At 72.6% G+C, this 17307-nt stretch carries 17 protein-coding genes; 8 read left to right on the forward strand and 9 right to left on the reverse strand.

Features of this window, described 5'->3' with window-relative positions:
- Positions 1 to 145: 145 nt before the first annotated feature.
- The gene (locus BTM25_RS07380) at positions 146 to 1018 is read right to left on the reverse strand and encodes an NAD(P)-dependent oxidoreductase (RefSeq protein ID WP_103561949.1); all 873 of its coding nucleotides are present in this window, start codon (positions 1016 to 1018) and stop codon (positions 146 to 148) included.
- A 97-nt stretch (positions 1019 to 1115) separates the two neighbouring features.
- Here BTM25_RS07380 and BTM25_RS07385 point away from each other — a divergent pair, with 97 nt between their 5' ends.
- The 3 genes from BTM25_RS07385 (at position 1116) to BTM25_RS07390 (ending at position 4312) form a co-directional block, all read left to right on the forward strand.
- Positions 1116 to 1520 carry a winged helix-turn-helix transcriptional regulator gene (locus tag BTM25_RS07385; protein ID WP_103561950.1) on the forward strand — a complete coding sequence of 135 codons (405 nt, stop codon included), beginning with the start codon at positions 1116 to 1118 and terminating at the stop codon, positions 1518 to 1520.
- A 235-nt stretch (positions 1521 to 1755) separates the two neighbouring features.
- Positions 1756 to 1881: a hypothetical protein gene (locus BTM25_RS30660; RefSeq protein ID WP_268877641.1), complete on the forward strand. Its 126-nt coding sequence runs from the start codon at positions 1756 to 1758 to the stop codon at positions 1879 to 1881.
- Positions 1882 to 1891: 10 nt separating this feature from the next.
- Entirely contained in the window at positions 1892 to 4312 is a 2421-nt protein-coding gene (locus BTM25_RS07390) for a class III lanthionine synthetase LanKC N-terminal domain-containing protein (RefSeq protein WP_103561951.1), read from the forward strand.
- 52 nt (positions 4313 to 4364) lie between these two features.
- On the opposite strand, the gene BTM25_RS07395 is transcribed toward BTM25_RS07390, so the two are convergent.
- The 4 genes from BTM25_RS07395 to BTM25_RS07410 all read right to left on the reverse strand — a co-directional run bounded on the left by BTM25_RS07395 (position 4365) and on the right by BTM25_RS07410 (position 7787).
- Entirely contained in the window at positions 4365 to 4766 is a 402-nt protein-coding gene (locus BTM25_RS07395) for a DUF2267 domain-containing protein (protein ID WP_103561952.1), read from the reverse strand.
- Positions 4767 to 4787: 21 nt separating this feature from the next.
- Positions 4788 to 5042 (reverse strand): hypothetical protein, encoded by a 255-nt coding sequence (locus BTM25_RS07400; protein WP_103561953.1) that lies wholly within the window; start codon positions 5040 to 5042, stop codon positions 4788 to 4790.
- A gap of 66 nt (positions 5043 to 5108) precedes the next feature.
- Positions 5109 to 6221 (reverse strand): serine hydrolase domain-containing protein, encoded by a 1113-nt coding sequence (locus tag BTM25_RS07405; RefSeq protein WP_103561954.1) that lies wholly within the window; start codon positions 6219 to 6221, stop codon positions 5109 to 5111.
- 141 nt (positions 6222 to 6362) lie between these two features.
- Entirely contained in the window at positions 6363 to 7787 is a 1425-nt protein-coding gene (locus BTM25_RS07410; protein WP_103561955.1) for a CoA transferase, read from the reverse strand.
- Positions 7788 to 7926: 139 nt separating this feature from the next.
- Between BTM25_RS07410 and BTM25_RS07415 the strand changes: the two genes are divergently transcribed.
- Positions 7927 to 8283 (forward strand): immunity 51 family protein, encoded by a 357-nt coding sequence (locus BTM25_RS07415; RefSeq protein ID WP_103561956.1) that lies wholly within the window; start codon positions 7927 to 7929, stop codon positions 8281 to 8283.
- Between the two features lie 20 nt (positions 8284 to 8303).
- Here the strand turns inward: BTM25_RS07415 and bla are convergent, their stop codons facing one another.
- Entirely contained in the window at positions 8304 to 9251 is a 948-nt protein-coding gene (bla, locus tag BTM25_RS07420) for a class A beta-lactamase (protein ID WP_103561957.1), read from the reverse strand.
- 168 nt (positions 9252 to 9419) lie between these two features.
- On the opposite strand from bla, the gene BTM25_RS07425 reads away from it, so the two are divergent.
- The gene (locus BTM25_RS07425; RefSeq protein WP_103561958.1) at positions 9420 to 9872 is read left to right on the forward strand and encodes an STAS domain-containing protein; all 453 of its coding nucleotides are present in this window, start codon (positions 9420 to 9422) and stop codon (positions 9870 to 9872) included.
- A gap of 162 nt (positions 9873 to 10034) precedes the next feature.
- Here the strand turns inward: BTM25_RS07425 and BTM25_RS07430 are convergent, their stop codons facing one another.
- Positions 10035 to 11105 (reverse strand): glycerophosphodiester phosphodiesterase family protein, encoded by a 1071-nt coding sequence (locus BTM25_RS07430; protein ID WP_103561959.1) that lies wholly within the window; start codon positions 11103 to 11105, stop codon positions 10035 to 10037.
- A 189-nt stretch (positions 11106 to 11294) separates the two neighbouring features.
- Positions 11295 to 12902, reverse strand: coding sequence for a dolichyl-phosphate-mannose--protein mannosyltransferase (locus BTM25_RS07435; RefSeq protein WP_103561960.1), 1608 nt, complete (start codon positions 12900 to 12902; stop codon positions 11295 to 11297).
- An 80-nt stretch (positions 12903 to 12982) separates the two neighbouring features.
- Here BTM25_RS07435 and rsmI point away from each other — a divergent pair, with 80 nt between their 5' ends.
- Positions 12983 to 13825: a 16S rRNA (cytidine(1402)-2'-O)-methyltransferase gene (rsmI, locus tag BTM25_RS07440; protein ID WP_103561961.1), complete on the forward strand. Its 843-nt coding sequence runs from the start codon at positions 12983 to 12985 to the stop codon at positions 13823 to 13825.
- A gap of 87 nt (positions 13826 to 13912) precedes the next feature.
- Positions 13913 to 14197, forward strand: coding sequence for a hypothetical protein (locus BTM25_RS07445; protein WP_146058999.1), 285 nt, complete (start codon positions 13913 to 13915; stop codon positions 14195 to 14197).
- Here the strand turns inward: BTM25_RS07445 and BTM25_RS07450 are convergent.
- Positions 14175 to 15710 (reverse strand): hypothetical protein, encoded by a 1536-nt coding sequence (locus BTM25_RS07450; protein ID WP_103561963.1) that lies wholly within the window; start codon positions 15708 to 15710, stop codon positions 14175 to 14177. The genes BTM25_RS07445 and BTM25_RS07450 overlap by 23 nt on opposite strands.
- A gap of 171 nt (positions 15711 to 15881) precedes the next feature.
- Here BTM25_RS07450 and BTM25_RS07455 point away from each other — a divergent pair, with 171 nt between their 5' ends.
- A complete protein-coding gene (locus BTM25_RS07455; RefSeq protein WP_235828281.1) occupies positions 15882 to 17126 on the forward strand; it encodes a glycosyltransferase family 2 protein in 1245 nt (414 codons plus the stop codon).
- Positions 17127 to 17307: the final 181 nt, after the last annotated feature.

A 17307-nucleotide genomic window follows, 5' to 3' on the forward strand; every position in this document is an offset into this window, starting at 1 on the left:
CTGACGCGTTCAGGATACGTTCGGCACGGAGATCATCCAGAAATTCCGGGAGTCCGCCGCATTCCTTTTTCGCAACGGGATCAGCCGAAAAAGCCATTAGCGGCGGCCGGAAAAGCGCGGCCGGTGGCCCGGCCGCGCTCGCCCGTCAGCGGAGCAGGAGGTCGATGACGCCGGTCGTGTCCTCGTCGCCGTGGCCGTCCGCCAGACGGCGTTCCATCAGCTTCAGGTAGGGCGTGATGAGTTCCGGGCTCACGCCCTGTTCCTCGGCCGTGCTCAGCAGGGTCGGGGCGCCCGCGACCTGCATCGCGAGGTTGGAGACGACGTCGCGTGTGTAGTCGCCCGCGTCGAGATGCTCGGCGGTCTGGGCGACGGACGCGGCCATCGCGGTCAGCCATCCGCTGAGCAGCGGCGCGAACGACCGCGCGGCGATCTTCTCCCGGCGGATTAGCGCGAACGCGTGCGCCACCCCGGCGAACATCCCGTACATACCGCTCAGCAGCGCCACGTCGTGCAGCGCGGCGAAGCCCGGGTCGTCCCCGACGTACGTCGTGCCCGCCGGGACGGCCAGCACCTCCCGATGCGCCGCGAACGCGTCCTGTGGCCCGCTGTAGAAGACGTACGCGCCGGAGCCGGGCACGCCGATCATCGGCGGGACGGCCATGATCCCGCCGTCCAGGAACCGCGCGCCGCGCTCGGCGGCCCACGCGGCGCGGGCGCGGGCCTGGGCTGGGGTGCTCGTGGTGAGGTTGACGATGTCGCGGCCGGCCAGGTCGGCGCCGGACAGTGCCGCGCCGACGGACGCGTCGTCCAGCAGGCACACCACGACCAGACGGTTCGCCGCGACCGCCGCGGCGGCGGACGGCGCGACGACCGCGCCCGCGGCGGCGAGGGGTTCGGCGCGTTCGGACGTGCGGTTCCACACCGTCAGGAGGTGGCCGGCGGCGAGCCAGGTGCGGGCGAGCGCGGTCCCCATCGCGCCGAGTCCGAGCAGGGTGAGGGAGTGACGGATGTCGGTCATGATGGTGAGCGTGCGGGACCGCCCCGGGAGCGCTCAAGTACGCACTTCGAGGTGCGTGCGCACCCCGGGGTGAGCGACGAGGTGGGAGGCGGTGCGCATGGCGGCGAGACCCGGCGCCCATGTCTGCGGGATCGACGCGGCGATGACCGTGATCGGCGGCAAGTGGAAGGTGCTCATCCTCTGGGCGCTCCACGACGGGACGCGCCGCTTCGGCGAGCTGCGCCGTCTCGTCCCGGGCGTGACGGAGAAGGTGCTCGCGTCCCACCTGCGGGAACTGGAGAACGACGGCATCGTCCACCGGGAGGTGCACGACGAGGTGCCGCCGCGCGTCGAGTACTCGCTGACGCCGGCCGGCGTCGCGCTGAACGCGGCCCTGGCCCCGCTCTCCGCCTGGGGCCGCGACCACGCGATGGCCACGCCCGCGCCCGGTGCCCCGGCCGTGGACGCCCCCGCGTCCGCCTGTTTCGGACCGATCGGATCCGCGTCGGCGTGCCGGCCGTGAACACCCCGCTCACCTGTTCTGGACCCGCTGGATCCGCGTCGGGTGGTTCGGCGGCGGACGGGGCCGTGGCGTCTCGCTGAGCCGGTCGGGGGCGCGTCGGTGAGAGCGTCGGCCCACCCGCGCTCACCTTCTTCTTTTACCCGCGATCTTTGCGGGTTCGCCGCTTCTCCCCGAAGCGGGACGGTTACCTTCGGCGATCGTACGGCCACCCACCGACATTCCCGGGAGGACGATCGTGATCGCTCTGCTCGAACCCCGCGACGCCGGCCCCCTCGCCTTCGAGGCGCTCGCCGACGTCCCGGACGAGGCGCCGGAGTTCCCGTCCGGCGGCTGCGCGATCTGTCGCCGGGCGGCGGCGTAGGAGCGCGGCCGTGCGCACCGAGGCCCTCCCCGACGAGGACGACCTGCGCGCCCTGCTCGCCGAGCGGACGGCGCGCGCGGGCCGGTCCGTCGCCGTGCGGGGCGCGCGGATCGAGGTGGACGACCCGGCGTTCCGCCTCCCCGCGCAGGGTTGGCAGATTCACGTGTCCGCGCGTCCCGCGACTCTGGCCGAGACGGTCAGGCGTGTGCTCCCCGCGCTGCTGGACACGCCCTGCCGCTTCACGCTCGTCCGGGACGGCCGGACGCTCCAGCACCTCAACTCCTCGACGGGCCGTCCGGACGCGATCGGCACGGCGATCACGGTCGCCGCCGCGCGCCCGGACGTCGTCGCGCTGGCCCGCGGCCTGGCCGAAGCCCTCGCCGGCCTCACCGGCCCGCAGGTCGCCGCCGCCCGCCGCGTCCACCCGGACGCGCCCGTCTACTATCGGTTCGCCCCGTTCCGGGCCGCCTACGCACCGGCCGAAGACGGCGACTACGTCCCGGTAGTCACCGATCCGTCCGGTGTGACCCATGTGCCCGGCGGAGCCTGGCAACCGCACTGGGACCCCGACCCGTTCACCGACGTCCCGCAACCGCGCGCGCCGCAGGGCGAGGAGATCGTGCTCGGCGGCCGGTACCGGGTCGAACGCGCCCTCACCCGGAGCCCCAAGGGCCGCGTCTACCGGACGTTCGACCTGGCCCGCGAGACCACCGCGATCGTCAAGGAGGCGCGTCCCCACGTCGATGAGGACGAACAGGGCCGCGACGCCCGCGCACGCCTGCGCAACGAGCGCTACGTGCTGGAACTGCTGCGCGACGTCGAGGGTGTCCCGCGCGTCCTGGACCACTTCCGCCACGACGAGCGCGAGTACCTGGTCGTCACCGACCTCGGCGGCCGGACGCTCGCGGCCGACGTCGCGGCGGGCGCCCGGTACACGGCGGCGGACCCGCAAGGCGGCCGTGACCTGCATGAACTCGCCGTCCGGCTGCTGGCGCTGCTCGACGCGATCCACGGCCGGGGCGTCATCGCGCGCGACGTCCACCCCGCCAACGTCATCCTCGACGCGGAACACAGCCCCGCGCTGGTCGACTTCGAGATCGGCCGCGCCGACGACCCGCCGATCGAGGCGTGGACGCGCGGCTACAGCTCCCCGGCCCAGGAGCGCGCCGAAAAACCGACCCGTGAGTGCGACTACTACTCCCTGGGCGCCACCCTGTTCTATGCCGTGACGGGAGTGCCGCCGACCTGGATCCCGGACGATCCGCACAACCACGACACGGCCCGCGCGGCGGAGGTCCTGGACGGGCGCGGCGGCATGGGCGGCACGATCCTCGGCCTGCTCAGCCCCGACCCGGCCGACCGGCGCGCGGCGGCGGCGCAGCTCCGCGCGGGCCGGTTCACCACCGCGCCCGCGCCCGTCCAGCATCCGGACGAGCGGGCGCGGCGCCTGGACGCGGCGATCGAGCACGGCCTCGCGGCGGCGGCCCGGCACGCGCGCCGCCTCATGGCGGGCCGGTTCGGGGACGGACGCGTCCCCGGGCCCGTCAACGTCCACCGGGGCGCGGCGGGCATCGGGATGGAACTGCTCCAGCACGACGACCGCGCCGAGACCGCGGATCTGGCCCGTGACCTGGCCTATTGGAGCGCCGGGTTCCTCGCGCTGCGCGACCGCAGGCCCGGCCTCTACACCGGCGACACCGGCACGGCGGTGTTCGTCGCGGCGGCCGGAAAGGTGCTCGGCGACGACGCGCTGCTCGCGCTGGCGGACGGTCTGGGCCGTCCGGACGGAGCGCACACCGGCGACGGCCAGCACGACGGGCTCGCGGGCGTCGGCCTCGGCCAGTGGCTGCTCTGGGAGATCACGGGAGATCCGTCGCGGCGCGACCTCGCCGTCCGGTGCGCCGAACGGCTGGCGCGGGCGCCGCGCCCCGACGGCCTCGGCTACGCGCACGGTCTGGCCGGGATCGTCCGATTCCTCCTGACGGTCGGGACGGTCGAGCCCGCCGTGCGCAAGGGCTGCGACGAACTCGCCGCGAGCGTCCCGGCCTTGGCGGACGCGTCGTTCTGCCAGGGTCTCGCGGGCGTCGGCGCCGTCCTCGTCCGCGCGGGGGACGCCTACCTCGACGCCGCCCGCGCGGCCGCCGCCGCGTGCGAGCGCCTGGCGCCGAACCTGCCGGCGGTGACGCAGTGCTGCGGCCTCGCGGGCGTCGGCGAACTGTTCCTCGACCTGTGGGCGGCGACGGGCGAGGAGGAGCACCGGCGGCAGGCCGACCGCGTCGCCGATCTCGTCCTCGCCCGCGCGGGCGGCACGCCGGACGCCCCGGTGCTCCCCGGGAGCGCGGACTGGTCCACCGGCACGTCCGGGATCGTCACGTTCCTGCGCCGGCTGCGCTCCGGCGCCGCGCCCCGGCTCTGGGTGGACCCGCTCTGACCAGCGCAAAGGCCCCGGCCGCAACCGGACCGGGGCCTGCGCGGACGACGGGTCAGCCGGTGCTGCCCGCGGTGATCAACTGCCGGATGTCGTCGGGCACGGCCGCGGCGACCTTGTCCATCACGCCGCCCTGCGTGGCCTCGCCGACCGTCTCGAAGACAACGCGCGCCAGGTAGGCGGCACGCGGCTCGTCCACATGGGCGCGCTGGGCGACGCGTTCCACGAAGTCGTGCCGGTCGAAGCGCTCGCCCGTCCCGGCGCCGCCGAACACCTCGGTGCGGCGCAGGTTCTCCCCGATCTCCCGGGGGAGCTGCGCGGCCAGATGGTCGGCGACGCCCTCGGGCACGCGCTCGCCCAGCGTCTCCAGCGTGGCCCGGCACGCGGTCTCCGCCTCGCCCCGGCTGGCGAGCCGGGCGCGGGCCTGCACCTGTCCGATCAGTTTGTCGTGCTGCATAGCGATATCCCCGATTCCCTGTCAGCTCCGGTGCCGCTTGGACGCGGACACGCCGTACCCCGGCCGGGGCTTGGGGGACATGTCCGGGTTCTTGCCCCGGTGGACGTCCTCCAGCCGCTCGACGTGGTGGTGCGGCGCGTGTTCGGGCAGCGAGTGCGTCTGCTTGGACGAGCCGGTCGTGGCGCTCCGGGCGCTCGGCGCGGAGCCCGCCGCACGGGCGGCGCGGCCGGCCTTGCGGCGCTGCGCCTCGTCGCCCTCCATCTTCTTGCGGACCATGTGGCTTCTCCTTCGCATCCTGGTCCACGCGCCCTACCCGGCGGGCCGACGGGGAAAAACACGAGGTCAGCGGGTGCGGGCGACCTCCGCGGCGATGGCCCGGTAGGCGGGCATGGCCTCGCCCTCGTCGATCGCGAGGAGCGTGCTCTTCACGATCACGACGCGGTTCTTGCGGTCGACGTAGATGTTCTGGCCGGCGAGCCCGGACGCGTAGAAGGCGTCAGGCCCGTCGATCCACCAGCTCAGCCCGTACTGGGGGACGTTGCCCGCCGGGGCCGTGGACAGCGTCACCCAGTCGTGCGGGACGACCTGGCGGCCGTCGACCTTGCCGTCGTCCAGCATGAGCTTGCCGAAGCGGGCGAAATCGCGGTCCCGGGCGTAGTAGCAGCAGTAGCCGAGCGCGTTGCCGTGCGAGTCGTTGCCGATGAAGGCCGTGGACGCCATTCCGGCCGGGTCCCACAGCTTCTGCTGGACGTACTTGTAGTACGGCGTGCCGGTCGCGCGCGCGAGGATGAGCGCGAGAACGGCGGTGTTCATGCTCGTGTAATTGAACTGGGTGCCCTGCGGCACGGCCTTCTTGCGTCCCTTGGCCCAGTCGAGGGTGGTGGTGAGGCCGAGGCTGGCGAGGACGTGCATCGGGATGTCGTCGATGGCCTCCGTCCATTCGATGCCGGACGCCATGCGCAGCAAATTCCGGATCGTGATGTCGCCGTAGGCGGTTTTGGCCAGCTCGGGGATGTACTTCCCGACGGTGTCGTCGATCGAGGCGATTTTGCCCTCGCCGATCGCGATGCCGATCGCCACGGACGTGTAGGACTTGGCCATCGACCAGGACTGGAACAGCGAGTCCTTGTTGTATCCGGCCGCGTACCATTCCTTGACGATCTTGTCGCCGTCCAGGACGACGAGACCCTGCGCGTCCCGGTTCAAGAAGTCCTGCAGCGTGTGGTTCTGGCCGTTATAGCTGTAGGTGACGTTGAGGTCGCGGGGCGCCTCGGTCAGCTTCACGGGATTCGGGGACGGGTCGAGCCGGTCGAAATTCGGCAGTTGCAGCGAGTCCAGGCCCGACGGGGCGGACACGGTCGGCGTCGGGCTCGGGGCCTGCGCGGTCGCGGACGTGCCCGCGAGACCGAGGGTGAGGGCCGCGATCACGGCCACGGGGAGGGGACGGCGAAGCATGGGAGGGCTCCCTGGGGGGCGGGAAAGCGAATTGACTTCACGTCAGCGGCGGAACCTGGACGCTAACGGCCTGCCGATATGCCCACAAGGCACTTGGGTGACAAAAAATCCGTCCGGTGGACGAGGGCGCCGATGCAGTGGTCAGGCGCGGGGTATCCATTGCGGAACGTCGGCGCCCCATGGACGTCCGACCCAGGCGTAGTGGGCGGGGGCGCCCTCGAATGCCAGGACAGGCGGGGCGCACGTGATGCGTCCCGCCTCGCCGTCCACAGTCACGGTCGGAAGGTTCGGATTCCGTTCCGCTTGTGTGGAGCCGTCGGTGGCGAGGAGTTCGTGACCGACGCGAGCGAGCGCGACGGACACCAGCGGGGTGCCGCCGCTCGTGCGCTGCCGGACGAGCGCCGTCATGATCGCGGCGGCCAGCAGGTGGCCGGACGTGTGGTCGAGGGCCTGCGCGGGCAGCGCCCCCGGCGTCGCGCCGTCCGGGCTCTCGGCGGTCGCGATGCCCGTGGCGGCCTGGACGATGCTGTCGAACCCGCGCCGTCCGCTCCACGGCCCCGTCGCGCCCCATGCGCTGACCTGCGCGATCACCAGTCCGGGGTGCCGCCGCGCGAGCGCGTCCGGGGCCAGCCCGAACCGGTCCAGCGCGCCGGGCCGGTAGCCGGTGACGACGACGTCCGCGTCCGCGAGCAGGCCGTGCAGGACGGCATGGTCGCCGCCGTCGCGCAGATCCAGCGTGGTCGAGCGCTTGCCCTGCCCGGTGTCCAGGTGCAGCCACGCGATCTCGGGATGCTGCGGCGGGTCGACGCGCAGCACGTCCGCGCCCGCGAACGCGAGGTCCCGCGTGGCGACCGGGCCGGCGATGACGCGCGTGAGGTCGAGGACGCGCACCCCGGAGAGCGGCAGGTCCGCGGCGCGCACCGCAGGCCAGGGACGCGGGTCGGCCGGGCCGATCTCGGCCGTCTCGACGAGGGGCCGCGCGGCCAGCGCCGCCGCCTGCGGATGATCCCGCCACTGCTCGGGCGTCCGGACGGCCGCGACGACCGCGCCCGCCGCCACCGCGCGTTCCTCCAGGTCGGCGGCGTTGTGGCGGGCCACGGCGGCGCGGAACTCGGCGGGCCGGACACCGGCGGCGAGGCCGAGCAACGACCGCAGCCGCCGGGCGTGGTGCGGGTAGTTGCCGTGGGTGCGGATCCAGCCGTCGTCCGCGCGCCAGAAGCCGGAGAGCGCCGCCCACGCCTCGCCGGGACGTCCGTCCAGCCGGAACAGCCGCTCGCTCTGGTACGACGCGGCGATTCGGTCGGCCGTGAGGAGCACCGGGGCGACCTCGCCGCCGAACCGCCGCGCCCGGACGACGTCGGCCGCCAGCGACGCGACCCCCACACCGTCGGCCGCCAGTTCACCGACCGGCAGCGCGGACGGCAGCGGAACCGCGTCCCCCGGCGACGTGATCAGTTCCAGCAGCGCCGGATCGCCGCCGAGATCGGCCCATGCCCGCCGCGCGAACCGTCCCGCCGCCTCCGCCGCGCGATCGGACGTCGTGCCGTCGTCGCTTCGGCCGGTCATTTCCCCCACGCCCATCCTCCTGCCGCTCACGGGACGCGTATCGGACCCATCCAATGCGTCCCGCAACCGATCTACCAGGGTCCGATCCAGGAGAAGCGGACTGCCCCCGAATGTCCGGGGCGCCCGCTAGGTTCGCCGCATGACCGACCGGACCACCTTCGCGCCGCTCATCTTCTTCGAGTACGACCACAAGCCGGGCCACTTCTGCCTCATGCTCGGCGACCAGCACATGGTCGACTTGGAGGACGTCTTCGAGGAATGCGGCCAGTACGGCAACGGATACGGCTGGGCGGGCGTGGCGCGCTCGGCGGTGAGCACCCGCGCACCGGAACTGGAAGGCCGGTTCGGGCTCGACCCCGAGGCCGGAACCTTCGTGGCCTACGGCGAGGATCCCGACGCCCTCAAAGCCCTCGGCGCCCTGATGCGCACCGCCTGGCACGACCGCGCGGAACTGAGGACGCTCATCGAGTCCGGCGACCCCGACTGGTTCGACTGACCCTGAAGCCCGCGCGGGCTTCAGGGCCGGTGGCCGGGGGCGAGGCCCAATCCTTCGATGAGGAGGGTCGTGGTGCGGGCTATGACGGACTCGTCGGCGTCGCCTTTCGGGTCGTTGCGGTTGGTGTAGATGGCGATGATCAAAGGAGCGTGGCCGGGGGGCGTGACGACGGCTATGTCGTTGGCCGTTCCGTACGTCGAGCCGGTGCCGGTCTTGTCGCCGACGAGCCAGTTCCCGGGGACGCTGGCGCGGATCCGGGCGTCGCCGGTGACCGTGGCGCGCAGCCAGACATTGAGCTGCGCCCGATCGGGGGCGGCGAGGGCGCGGCCCACGGTGACGGAGGCGAGGTCGCGTCCGATCGCGGCGGGGGTGACGGTGTCCTGACGCTGGCCCGGTTTCCATTGGTTGAGGGCGGGCTCGTTGTGGTCCAGGCGGGAGACGGAGTCGCCGAGGGAGCGCAGGTAACGCGTCACGCCCGCCGGGCCGCCCACCTGCTTCAGCAGAACGTTCGCCGCCGTGTTGTCGCTCCGGGTGATGGCCGCGCGGCACAGCTCGGCGGCAGTGAGGCCGTCGGTGATGTGCTTCTCGGTGACGGGGGAGTTGGGGAGCAGGTCGTCCGCCGTCCAGTGGAGGCGGCGGTGGAGGAGGCCGGGGTCGCTCACGCGCGCCTTGTGGAGGACCGCCGCGGCCAGCGCGGCCTTGAAGGTGGACGCGAAGGCGAACCGTTCGTCCGCGCGGTGCGCGACGGTCCGGCCGTTGCCGGTGTCGACGGCGAACGCGCCGATGCGGCCCGCGTAGGAGCGTTCGAGGGCGTCGATGCGTCCGGTGACGGACGGGACGGCGTCGGTGGTCGCCGCTCGCGGGACGGCCGGCGCCGACGACCCGTCGCATCCCGCCGCGCCGAGGGCGACGGACGCGGCGAGGACGGACGAGGCGAGGAGCGCGCGCCGGCGAAGTGATCGCTGCATGGGACGACAACAGCAGAACGTCGGCGACGGTGTCCAATACCGATACACGTCCGCCATTCATAGCCGTTTCCGCATCGTCCCAGGTCGTCGGCGGAATGTGCGCGATCGGAATGACCCTGTGGCCTCGGGGTACAGCCCTGTTCCTTCGGAGGCGACGGGGGTGGACCCATGCGACGGGACGTCCGGGTGCGGCTGGACACAGGTCATTCCAGCGGCTGCACCGTGGCGTACGTGTCCGGCGATCTGGATTTCGGCAACGCGCACGAGATGGTGGAGGAGTACTTCCGGCTGGCCGGGACGGCGGACCGGCCGACGCGGGTCGTCCTGGACTTCGAGGAGGTCGGCTTCCTCGACTCGTCCGGCATCGGGGCGGTGGTGCGCCTGTGGAAGGCCCTGCGGGACGGCGGCGGCGATCTCGGCATCGCGCACCCGCCCCGCATCTGCTGGGTGATGATGACGCGGACCGGGCTCGCCCGCTACATCGCGATGGGCCAGACGGTGAACGGCGTCGCCGCCCGGCTGGCGCCGCCGCGCGCCCCGTCGCGCGGCGGCGCGCACCCGCGCGACGGACGGTCCGGCCCCCCGGGCGAGCACCGCGCCCGCGCGGCCCGAGCCCGGTGAGCCGGCTTCCCCTGCGCGGCGCGCGGCGCCGAGCGCCGGGCGAGGGCTGCGCTGCGTGCTCGCGCGGTGAGCTGGTCGCGCGCCCCCTGCGCGCTCTCTCGCGGCGCCGAGCGCCGGGCGCGGGGGTCCCGGGCGCGGTGGAGGGCGCCCGGGGCGGACGGGTCAGGGGCGGGCGTAGGACTTCGGGAGGCGCATGCCGCGTTCGGCCATGATCTTGCGGACGCGGTCCGGGTAGTCGGTGATGATCCCGTCGACGCCCATGTCGATCAGGGCCTCGACGGTCGCCGGGTCGTCGCACGTCCACGGGACGACCGTGAGCCGCCGCGCGTGCGCCTCCGCGACCATCGCGGGGCTGACGTAGAAGCGGAAGCCCGGGTCGCCGACCTTTCCGCTCTGCGGGAAGCCGTAGACCGGCGACAGCGCCCGGACGCCGGGGACGGACGCGGCGGCCTTCACGAAGTCGCCGCCGAAGTCGTCGGCGTCGATCCCGCCGAGCCACGGCGACGCCCCCGGCTTGCCGACCTGCAAGAAGTCGTAGTTCGTCAGCGCCACCAGCGGCCAGGACGGCGCGAGCCGGTGCATGACCTTCAGCGCGCCCCAGTCGAACGACTGGATCGTGACCTGGTCCTCGATGCCCGAGGCGTGGATCTCCTCGAACACGCGGCGGATGAACAGCTCGCGCGGCGCGGTCTGCTCGGGCGCGCCCGCCTCGACCTTGGTCTCGATGTTCAGCGCGACCTGCCTGGCGCGGTAGGACTTGACGAGGTTCAGGACGTCCTTCAGCTCGGCCATCCGGAACCCGCGCACGACCTCCTGCTCGGGGAACCCGGGCAACTGCTGGTAGCCGCAGTCCAGCGTCTTGATCTGGGCGAGCGTGAGGTCCTTGATGTACTTGCCGACGTAGGGGTACATCGGGTCGCCCGGCGCGACCGGGCCGGTGTCGCGGCACTTGGTGCCGCTGATCTGCCGGTCGTGGTTGACGACGACCTTCTCGTCCTTGGTGACGTGGGTGTCCAGCTCCAGGGTGCTGACACCGAGCCGCAGCGCCTTGGCGAACCCTTCCAGCGACTCCTCGGTGGTGAGCCCGAGCCCGCCGCGATGGGCCTGGAGGTCGAAATGGGTCTTCTGGGGGAGCACCGGGCGAGGCGCGCCGCCCGGGGACGCGTGCGCGACGGCGGGCGTCAGCAGCGCGGGCACGACGGCCAGGCCGACGAGGACACGACGCAGGGACATGGGGAACGACCTCGGCTCTCTTCGCTTCATCCGGCCCGATGAAGCTAGAGCGCCGCCCGGCCCGCCGCGTGGCGTCGATATGAGGGAGCCGTGAACGTTCGCGAAAGCCCGTCCGGTCACCGTCCGCAGCCGTGGCCCCGAAAGCGCAGCTCAGCGGTCCCCGATCGACTCCGGACCGTGACCGGGAGTTCAGATCCAGCTATCGAACCAGATGCGGGCGTGCCAGGAGTCGTACGGGATGATCTTGGCCGAGTAGATCGGGTAGAAGTAGGCGAAGTTCACCAGCACCACCAGGACGAACGCGCCCGCCGTGGCCGCGCCGACCAGCCGCCGCGCCGACGGCGAGGGAAGGCGCGACGAGGCGTCCGGCGCGGTCAGCACGCCCGGTTTCGGCGCCGGGCCGATCAGGTAGCCGAAGACCAGGACGAGCGCCAGGCACATGAACGGGATCATCGGCGTCGTGTAGAAGAGGAACATCGTCCGGTGCTGGAACGCCGACGGGAACCACGACACCCAGCCCGCGCCGTAGCCGAGCAGGATCGCGCCCGCGCGCCAGTCCCGCATCCGGATCCACAGGAACAACACGAGGACGAGCGCCAGCGCCGCCCCCCACCACAGCGCCGGCGTCCCGATGCCGAGGATCTCGCGGGAGCACCGCGCCGCCCCGCAGTTCTTCGGCTCGGTGTAGTAGAACGCCACCGGGCGTTTCAGGATCGGCCAGTTCCACGGCCACGACTGGTACGGATGCTTGGCCTCCAGCCCGGTGTGGAAGCTCAGCATCTCCTTGTTGTACTCGTACAGCCGGGGGATCGCCTCGAACGGGCGCCACAGCGGATTGGACGACACCTCGCCGCGTCCCCACCCGCCGGCCTTGAAGATCCACCCCCACCACGTCGCGTAGTACGTCACGACGCCGACGACGGCCAACTGCAGGAACGCCGGGCCGGCCTCCCACCGCAGCATCCCGGCCCACGGCGCGGGCACCCCGGCGGCGCGGCGGGCGCCGACGTCCCAGAGCAGGACCATCACACCGAACGCCGCGATGTAGAACACGGCCGTCCACTTGGTGCCGAGGCCGAGGCCGAGGCACACCCCCGCCGCGATCCGCCAGCCGTGCAGCAGGAACGGGCCGGACCGGGACGCGTGCCCGGCCTCCATCTTCTCGACGAGCCGCCGCCGCGAACGGTCGCGGTCGGCGACCAGGCAGGCGAAGCCCGCCAGCACCCAGAACATGACGAACACGTCGAGCAGGGCGGCGCGGCTCGTCACGAACGCGAGGCCGTCCACCGCGAGCAGCAGCCCGGCGGCGCAGCCGAGCAGCGTCGAGCCCGTCATCCGCCGCGCGACCCGGCACAGGATCAGCACCGACAGCGTTCCGGCCAGCGCCGGGACGAACCGCCACCCGAACGGCGTCGCCCCGAAGATCTGCTCGCCGATCGCGATCATCCACTTGCCGACGGGGGGATGGGCGACGAACGACGGCCCGTCCGACCAGATGTAGGCGTGCGGGTTCGCGATGAGCGCCTTGTCGGCGTCCTTGGCGGTGTTGTGCTCCCAGCCGAACCGCAGCAGGGACAGCGCGTCCTTGGCGTAGTAGGTCTCGTCGAACACGACGGCCTTCGGCTGCCCGAGCCCGGTGAAGCGCAGCACGCCCGCGAACAGCGTCACGAGCAGCGGGCCCAGCCAGCCGCGCAGCGCGTCGCCCGGGACCGGCGGGACGACCCAGTCGCGCAGCGTGCGGGGCCGGGACCGTCCGAGGGGAGGGTCCCCGGCGGGTGCGTAGTCCGTCGTGGCCATTCCGACATCGTAGGGGCGGGCGGCGCCGGAGCGACATCGCGGCATTGGCCTGTGGATAACCCAGCGGGGAGAATGGCCGGGTGAACGAGGACACGGGAACGCTGCTGCTCGCCGCCGCGCCGATCGGACGGACGGACGACGCGTCCCCCCGCCTGCGCGCCGCCCTGGAGACCGCCCCGGTCATCGCGGCCGAGGACACCCGGCGGCTGCGGCGCCTGACCGGCGACCTCGGCGTCGCGCCCACCGGACGGATCGTGTCGTACCACGACCAGAACGAGACGGCCCGCGCCGCCGAGCTGCTGGACGAGCTGCTCGCCGGCCGCGACGTCCTGGTGATCACCGACGCCGGGATGCCCGGCGTGTCCGATCCGGGCTACCGGCTGGTGCGGGCGGCCGTGGAGAAGGACGTCCGCGTGTCGGTGCTCCCCGGACCGTCCGCCGTGACGACCGCGCTGATCATGTCGGGTCTGCCCACCGATCGGTTCTGCTTCGAAGGCTTCCCGCCGCGCAAGCAGGGGGAGCGGGCGCGCCGTCTCGCCGCGCTGGCCGCCGAGCCCCGCACGCTGGTGTTCTTCGAGGCCCCGCACCGGCTCGCGGTGACGCTGACGGCGATGGCGGAGGCGTTCGGCGGGGACCGTCCCGCCGCCGTCTGCCGCGAGCTGACCAAGACCTACGAGGAGGTCAGGCGCGGCCCGCTCAGCGAGCTGGCGGCGTGGGCGGAGGAGAACGCGCGCGGCGAGATCACGCTGGTGGTCGGCGGCGCCCAGGAGACCGGGGCGATCACCGATCCGGAGGAGCTGGCCGCCGCCGTCGCGTCACGCGAAGCCCAAGGGACGCCCAGGAAAGAGGCGATCTCCGCGATCGCCAAGGAGAACGGCGTTCCGAAGCGCGTCGTGTACGACGCCGTGGTCGCCCACAAATAAACCGGACTTTTCGGGCATGTGTCCGGCCGGGCCGGTAATAACGAACCGGGGAAGGGGAGTGGCGGTCTCACAAGGGGGGTGGCGGCCATGCGCGAGACGTGGACGAGCCACGAAGCGTGGGCCTACGAGTGCCAGAACTGCGGCACGCGTTGGCAGGAGCAGTTCGACGTCGTCCACGACGGACGGGCCGCGACCGTCTACCAGAGCGACGGACGGCCGTGCGTCCCGCCGTGGACCGGGCACGACTGCCCGGACTGCCACAGCGGGAACCTCTACTCGGCCCCGTACCAGCGGAGCCCGGCCGTCCCGCGCTCACGCCACGACGGCGACCCGCGGCTGATGAGCCGGCTCAGGCGCCTGCACGCCTGGTGAGCCACCGCGGCCGGGACACGCGCGACCGGACGGCCGGCGCGAACGCCATCCCGGCCGCCAGGCACGCCAGCGGCACCGCGGGCAGGACGTACCGGTAGTCGAACTCGGCCGTCGCCGCCGGGGCCAGCAGCAGCCCGGTCGCAAGGACCCACGGCAGCAGCGCCCGTCCGCCGAGCCGCCGCCACATGACGAGCAGCCCGGCGAGCCCGACGAGCAGGATCGCGCCGACCAGCGTCCCGCGCAGGTAGAAGACGTCCTGGTAGCCGCGGATCACCCCGGCGAACGGCTCGACCACGCGGGTGCGGGCGCCGCCGTGCTCATAGGCGATGGCCTCGTCGGCGGCGGTGGAGTCGCTGTCCATCCGCCAGTTGGGGAGCGTCCCGCTGCGGGCGCCGAACTCGTACTGCGCGTACGTCGCGGGGTCGGGGAAGACCGTCCGGCGCCACTGGAAGACGCGGAAGAAGTCGTGCGCGACGACGCGCAGGTAGTCGCCCGGCTGGGCGATGATCGCGCGCTTGGCGAAGTCGTTGGCGGTGGCGTTCTGCTCGGGACTGAACCGCGTCCCGGGGTAGCGGTTGAGCGGGGACTTGGCGTTCCAGATGCCGTCCTGCGAGTTCGGGAGGCGGTTCTGCGGCTCGGTGCAGAGCGGCATTTCCTCGACCGGCAGATTGTCGATCTTGTGGCAGTCCGCGAACTTGTAGACGCGCGAGTAGAGGAAGATTCCGTTCGACTCGGTGATCGCGAACTTGCCGCTGTCGAGCTGGTACCAGCCCATGTACGCCACGACCGGGATCGCGCACGCCACCAGCGTGGCCACCAGCACCCGCCAGCCGGCCCGCCGGATCAGCAGGTAGACGAGCACACCCAGCAGCACGGGCGCGCCGACCGACCGAGTCAGCCACGACAGCCCGATGATGAAACCGACGGCCGCGCCGAGGCGCCACGTCGCCTTGTCCCGCCACAACAGCGCCGTCACCGCCGCGACCACCAGGAACGCGAACTGGGTGTCGGACAGGATGAGGTGCTCCAGCTCGATCTGGTACGCGTCCAGCAGCACCGGGACGGTCGCGAGCGCCGCGCCCCACTTGGGCAGCCGGAACCGCCGCCGCAGCAGCGCGTAGATCATCACGCCCATCGCCAGCCCCATGAGGTGCTGGACGAACACCACCAGCGCGAAGCTGTGGAACGGCTTCAGGACGAGCAGCAGGAACGAGTAGCCGTCGGGCCGCAGCGGGTGCGGGTACGGCTTCATCGCCACGTGCAGGTAGTCGAAGCTGTCGTTGAAGTACATGGCCGGCGTGTAGCCGATCATGGTGTCGGCGCGCAGCAGCGCGGCGACGGTGAGGATCACGGCGAACAGCGGGTGGCGCCGGACCAGCGCCCACAGCCCCGAGGCCCGCTCGCGGACGGCGGCCGTCCGCTCGCGCTCGCGCGGCGCGGCCGGGGGCGCGACGGCGACGGGCGCGTCGGTGGCGTCTCCGCTGATGGCGGTGCCCTTTCCGGTGAGCGTCACCCGCTCCAACCTTTCCAGGCGGCTGTGCCCCTATGCTTGTTCCCCTGGCGTGCCGCTCGCGGTCCCCGCGAGTCCGGCCGGTGCGGTCCTCGCCCACCGGGGGCGGGCGCCAAGACAGCGAGCGTAGTCGAAACTACCGCAGAGGGTCGCAGCGGTAGCGAAGGAGATCGCGTGGAACTCTCCGTAGTGATGCCATGTCTGAACGAGGCCGAAACCGTCGCGACGTGCGTGCGCAAGACGGTCGCCTTCTTCGACGAGGCCGGCATCGACGGCGAGGTGGTCATCGCCGACAACGGCAGCACCGACGGCAGTCAGAAGTTGGCCCGGGAGGCGGGGGCGCGGGTCGTCCCGGTCGCCGACAAGGGCTACGGCAACGCGCTCATGGGCGGCATCCGCGCCGCGCGCGGCAAGTACGTCGCGATGGGCGACGCCGACGACTCCTACGACTTCGCGACCCTCGGACCGTTCCTGGAGGACCTGCGCGACGGGGCCGACCTCGTCATGGGCAACCGGTTCCAGGGCGGCATCGCGTCCGGGGCCATGCCGCCGCTGCACCGCTACCTCGGCAACCCCGTCCTCAGCTTCGTCGGCCGGCTGTTCTTCGGCAGCAAGATCGGCGACTTCCACTGCGGGCTGCGGGCGTTCAACAAGGCGTCGATCCTGCGGCTCGGCCTCCAGACGGGCGGCATGGAGTTCGCCAGCGAGATGGTGGTGAAGGCCACGCTCGCCAAGTACGACATCCGCGAGCGTCCCACCACGCTCTCGCAGGACGGACGGTCACGCCCGCCGCACCTCAACACCTGGCGCGACGGCTGGCGCCACCTGCGCTTCCTCATGCTGTACAGCCCGCGCTGGCTGTTCCTCATCCCCGGCCTGGTCTTCATGACGGTCGGGCTCGTCGCCGGGGCCGCGCTGGCGTTCGGCCCGGTGCGCGTCGGCAGCATCGCGTTCGACGTGGACACGCTGGTCGGCGCGGGCGCCGCGATGATCATCGGCTTCCAGGCCGTGCTGTTCGCGCTGCTCACCAAGGTGTACGCGATGGAGGAGGGGTTCCTCCCCGACGACACCCGCGTCCGCAAGCTGCTGCGGTGGTGGAGCCTGGAGCGCGGGCTCGTGTTCGGCGGGCTGCTGGCCCTGGCCGGGCTCGGCGGCCTGGTGGCGTCGCTGATGCACTGGCGCGTCCACAGCTTCGGCGAACTGGACCCGCGGCACTCGCTGCGCATCGTCGTCCCGGCGGCGACCGCGCTGGTCATGAGCCTCCAGCAGTTGTTCGCGTCGCTGTTCGTCAGCATCCTCGGCATCCGGCGCCGCCACCCGCTCGTGGTGGACGCGGCGGAGGAGGCCGCGGACGTCGTGGACGAGGCGGCGGAGAAGGTCGCGGCCGAGGGCGCGGCCGCCGAGCCCGCGCGGGACTGAGCACCGTCCGCTGCACCCCCCGGGTCCGGCCGACCGGTGACACCCACGTTCCCGGTCTTTTCAGCACGTCCCGTAACGTTGTGGACACGATGGGTCCGCGATTCCGAGAACTTCCTGACTGTTTCGGCCGATCCACCGGCCGGACGATCAGCGCGTGGCACGCTGGGCCGGTCATGTTCCC

Source organism: Actinomadura rubteroloni (genome assembly GCF_002911665.1).
In the GTDB taxonomy this organism is placed as follows: Bacteria; Actinomycetota; Actinomycetes; order Streptosporangiales; family Streptosporangiaceae; genus Spirillospora; species Spirillospora rubteroloni.

Bases quoted from the DNA above. Each gene is read 5' to 3' on its own strand.
- BTM25_RS07405 (WP_103561954.1), bottom strand. From the start codon at position 6,221: ATGCTTCGCCGTCCCCTCCCCGTGGCCGTGATCGCGGCCCTCACCCTC.
- BTM25_RS07395 (WP_103561952.1), bottom strand. From the start codon at position 4,766: ATGCAGCACGACAAACTGATCGGACAGGTGCAGGCCCGCGCCCGGCTC.
- BTM25_RS07435 (WP_103561960.1), bottom strand. From the start codon at position 12,902: ATGGCCACGACGGACTACGCACCCGCCGGGGACCCTCCCCTCGGACGG.
- BTM25_RS07380 (WP_103561949.1), bottom strand. From the start codon at position 1,018: ATGACCGACATCCGTCACTCCCTCACCCTGCTCGGACTCGGCGCGATG.
- BTM25_RS07425 (WP_103561958.1), top strand. From the start codon at position 9,420: ATGCGACGGGACGTCCGGGTGCGGCTGGACACAGGTCATTCCAGCGGC.
- bla (WP_103561957.1), bottom strand. From the start codon at position 9,251: ATGCAGCGATCACTTCGCCGGCGCGCGCTCCTCGCCTCGTCCGTCCTC.
- BTM25_RS07385 (WP_103561950.1), top strand. From the start codon at position 1,116: ATGGCGGCGAGACCCGGCGCCCATGTCTGCGGGATCGACGCGGCGATG.
- BTM25_RS07445 (WP_146058999.1), top strand. From the start codon at position 13,913: ATGCGCGAGACGTGGACGAGCCACGAAGCGTGGGCCTACGAGTGCCAG.
- BTM25_RS07410 (WP_103561955.1), bottom strand. From the start codon at position 7,787: ATGACCGGCCGAAGCGACGACGGCACGACGTCCGATCGCGCGGCGGAG.
- BTM25_RS07430 (WP_103561959.1), bottom strand. From the start codon at position 11,105: ATGTCCCTGCGTCGTGTCCTCGTCGGCCTGGCCGTCGTGCCCGCGCTG.
- BTM25_RS07400 (WP_103561953.1), bottom strand. From the start codon at position 5,042: ATGGTCCGCAAGAAGATGGAGGGCGACGAGGCGCAGCGCCGCAAGGCC.
- BTM25_RS07415 (WP_103561956.1), top strand. From the start codon at position 7,927: ATGACCGACCGGACCACCTTCGCGCCGCTCATCTTCTTCGAGTACGAC.